Raw genomic sequence first — 3,844 nt, forward strand, 5'->3', positions numbered from 1 at the left:
ACCGACATCGACCTGTTCCGCTTTGCGCGTCTTGAAATCGAAACTGTCGATGTCGGTGGAGAAGATCGCCATGTTGCGTTCGCCGAGATAGGTGACGATTTCCGGCGGATGCTGCAAAGCGGGCGCGCGGAAGAAGGGGGCGGGGGCGGCGCCCAATGCCCATTTCACGGCGCTGAAGCCCTTCTCGATCTCGTCCTTGCGCTGCTGCTCGTTGAGCTTCTTGCCGGTCAGCGCGATATGGCCCCAGGTGTGGCCGCCGATGGTGTGGCCGGCGGCGGCGACCTGTTTGAGGATTTCCGGATGATAGGTGGCGTGCTTGCCGATCGGGAAGAAGATCGCGCGGACGCATTCGTCGGCAAGGGTCCTGAGCACCGTCGGCGTGGTGGTCGGCCACGGGCCGTCGTCGAAGGTGAGGACGACTTCCTTGTCGCGCAGGAAGTCGAGCTGCTTGAAGTGCTCGAAGCCGAAACCGGGGCCGCCGGTGGTGTCGATCTCGACCACGCGGCTGACGCCGAGCGCATTGGGATTGGCGCATGCAGGTGCTTTCGCCGCCGCTGCGGCTGGAGCGGGTGCCGGTGCTGCGGCCGGAGCCGGGGCAGCAGCCGGCGCTGCGGTGGGCGCGGCGGCTTTCGGGGCCTGTGCCAGCGCCTGCATCGCGAAGAGCGACATCGCGCTCGCCAGAAACACGCCTGCGGTCTTGCGCATGGACTTCTCCCAAGAAACCGGCCGGACGGGCCGGGTGAGAACAGATTGGCGCGAAGTCTAGCGTAGTTTGACACGCCGCCGCCATGGGACCGGGCCTTATCCCCAGCGTGCGGGCCTGGAACAGATCTGATTATCAGAGAGCCACGCTCCCGCAATCTCGCGGCGCTTGCGCGTCCGAGGTGTGAGTATGTCTCCCCTCCAGGCATGAGGGGAGTGGCACGCCGCAAGGCGCACTTGAGTGGACTTGACGCTGCTCCGACAGGCTGGATCGCCAGCAAGCCTGAGCCGCGCAACGCCTTACGGCGCGCCACCGCGACGTTCTTTCTGATCGGAGGACCGTTCTTCCGGGTACTGGGCAATCCCTCGCAAGGGATTCATCCGACAGGTTTCCCTGCCTTCGCCCGCACCACGTCCAGCCGCGCACTAGCGGCAGAGCCCCGTATTGGGCCCGGACGGTGACCTCCGACCACCCGAGTGCGTGAGGCTGCGTGGGCCTCACGCCCGCAGGCGCCGCATCTCGCTCCGCCCAAAAGACGCCTCATGAGAGCGCCCCTCGCGAACGAGACGGGAAGGATATGGCAGGCAATGGGAATTTTGTCAAGAACGAAATAGGAACAAAAATCTGTAGGGTGGACAAACGCAAACGGCCGGCAAAGCCGGCCGTGCAACCATCCCTGCAGTCGCGCTTAGTAGTTACGCTGCTTCTTGCGCTTGCGCGGGGCCGGCTGGTCGTCGGCGTAGGCGGGCTGAGGTGCATAAGCGAGGGCGGGGTTCTGGAAGCAGGTCAGGCCAATGCCCGAGGCCGTGTTGAAGCACTGCTGATAGGTCGAGTAGCTGCAGTCGTCGTCGCCATAGATCGAGCGCATGCAGAACGGATAGCCGGACGGCGTGTGGAACGAGAACGGGCCAGGATTGTAACGCTGCGCCGCAGCGGGGGTGGCGGTGAGGGCTGTCGTGGCACCGAGGGCCAGCAAGGCAAACAAAGCTGCGCGCATCAAAGGTCTCCCTGCCGACTCGCTGGCCGGCGGTCAAAGTTGCCAGCACAAAGCCGGTCGCATGGGTGTTCGTCAACTCACAAAGCGCCCACCGCGCGCCAATGCCGCCCCGGGAAACCGATGGACATGCGATTCTCCGCCCCTGAGCAAGAATGTGCACCTGTGGCGTGCGGTGTATAAAAGGTGCTCACCGAAAATTGCGGAGAATTGTGGTGAAGAACGCATTAAAGTGCATCTTGAGGTAGGCTTGTAAGTGGCGTTCACACATTGCCATAGCGGCCGGGATAAGCCCGATCCAGGGAACGAGATCAGGGAGCTATCGCCATGCTGAATACGGCTTTGATTGTGATCTGGATGGCGCTGGGCCTGTGCCTGGTGCCGATCATCTTCGTCTCGCTCGGTCTGTGGGCCAGCAGCGAAGTCCAGGATCCCAAGGAATATCAGTAACGCCTGAGAGGCCAGGCTCCCGATTTTTAACCATCCCGCTGTACAGGTTCTGTTCTCCTGTTCGGCTTCCTTGACTCTTGGAACGGAATGAGAACAATGTTCTGCATCTGTTCACGAGAGATCACGGAGGCTGACATGCTGAAGACCTTTGTTGAAGAAGCCGCGGCGCTGGCATCGATCGTTCTGTTCGTCGGGATGATTGCGGTCTGGGCGCAGGTCATCCCCCAGCTCTGAGGCTGGCGCGGCCCGGCCTGGCAGCCACACAAGCCGGGATAACGGGGATGCTGCCAGCCTGCGCCTTGCGCGAGGCGGCCGCGGGAGGCCACGATGACGGGGCGAGTCGGCCGCAAGAGGCCGCCGCGTTTCCCGATATGACCGACCCCGGAATGCTCCATGAGTGAACGCCCAGCCGCCACCACGCCCGGCTTCGTCCATCTGCACGTTCACTCTGCCTATTCGCTGCTGAAGGGCTCCATCAAGGTCGCGAAGCTCGCCGACCTGGCCAAGGCCGACCATCAGCCGGCGCTGGCGCTGACCGACATGGACAACATGTTCGGCGCGCTGGAATTCTCCGAGAAGCTGGCCGGCTCCGGCATCCAGCCCATCGTCGGTGTCGAGCTCGGCGTCGATTTCGGCGATCAGGATCCGAATGCGCGCAACGCACACACGATCATGCAGCCGCGCATGGTGCTGCTGGCGACGCGCGAGCGGGGCTATTCCAGCCTGATGCGGCTCAATTCCCGCGCATTTCTGGAAACGCCGGTACACCAGTCGCCGCATATCAAATTCGACTGGCTGAAGAACGAAGCCGAGGACGTCATCGTGCTCACCGGTGGTCCCGACGGCCCGCTGGCGCAGGCGCTGATCGCCGATCAGGCCGAACTCGCGGCACAGCGCTGCGAGCGACTGGCCGCGGTGTTCGGCGATCGCCTCTATATCGAATTGCAGCGCCACAATATCGAGAAGGAACGTCGCGCCGAAGCCGGGCTCATCGATCTCGCCTATAGCCGCGGCATTCCGCTGGTGGCGGCCAACGAGCCGTATTTCGCCACAGCCGAGGACTACGAGGCCCATGACGCATTGTTGTGCATCGCGGGCGGCCGCATCATCGCCGAGACCGATCGCGAGCAACTGACCTCCGATCACCGCTTCAAGACCCGCGCCGAAATGGCGGTGCTGTTCGCCGACCTGCCGGAGGCGCTGGCTTCCACCGTCGAAATCGCGGAGCGTTGCGCCTATCGTCCGCGGACGCGAAAGCCGATCCTGCCGCGCTTCACGGTTGGCGCCGGCAGCAATGCCGAGGCGGCGGCGCAGGAAGAGACCGACGAGTTGCGCCGCCAGGCGCAGGAGGGTCTCGACCGCCGGCTCAAGGTGCACGGCCTGTCGCAGGGGCGCAGCGAGGAAGACTATCGCGCCCGGCTCGATTTCGAGCTCGGTGTCATCGCCCGCATGAACTATGCCGGCTACTTCCTGATCGTGTCCGACTTCATCAAATGGGCGAAGCAGCAGGGCATTCCGGTCGGACCGGGCCGTGGTTCGGGTGCGGGCTCGCTGGTCGCCTGGGTGCTGACCATCACCGACCTCGATCCGCTGCAGTTCAACCTGCTGTTCGAGCGCTTCCTCAATCCGGAACGCGTCTCGATGCCCGACTTCGACATCGACTTCTGCCAGGATCGCCGCGGCGAGGTGATCACCTA

The 3,844-nt window shown here is 63.8% G+C and carries 4 protein-coding genes; 2 read left to right on the forward strand and 2 right to left on the reverse strand.

Annotated features, from left to right (window positions below):
• Nucleotides 1–705, reverse strand: a 705-nt coding sequence (locus ACIQ17_RS31850) for a polysaccharide deacetylase family protein (RefSeq protein WP_398473528.1), incomplete at its 3' end; no start/stop codon positions are given.
• A gap of 686 nt (nt 706–1,391) precedes the next feature.
• Nucleotides 1,392–1,700 carry a DUF3551 domain-containing protein gene (locus tag ACIQ17_RS31855; RefSeq protein ID WP_398473529.1) on the reverse strand — a complete coding sequence of 103 codons (309 nt, stop codon included), beginning with the start codon at nt 1,698–1,700 and terminating at the stop codon, nt 1,392–1,394.
• Nucleotides 1,701–2,024: 324 nt separating this feature from the next.
• Here ACIQ17_RS31855 and ACIQ17_RS31860 point away from each other — a divergent pair, with 324 nt between their 5' ends.
• Together ACIQ17_RS31860 and dnaE are read left to right on the forward strand one after the other, a co-directional pair.
• Nucleotides 2,025–2,147 carry a hypothetical protein gene (locus ACIQ17_RS31860; protein ID WP_398473530.1) on the forward strand — a complete coding sequence of 41 codons (123 nt, stop codon included), beginning with the start codon at nt 2,025–2,027 and terminating at the stop codon, nt 2,145–2,147.
• A gap of 393 nt (nt 2,148–2,540) precedes the next feature.
• Nucleotides 2,541–3,844: DNA polymerase III subunit alpha (gene dnaE / locus ACIQ17_RS31865; protein WP_398473531.1), on the forward strand; the 1,304-nt coding region annotated here is incomplete at its 3' end.

Origin of the sequence: Tardiphaga sp. (genome assembly GCF_044340795.1) — a bacterium.
In the GTDB taxonomy this organism is placed as follows: Bacteria; Pseudomonadota; Alphaproteobacteria; order Rhizobiales; family Xanthobacteraceae; genus Tardiphaga.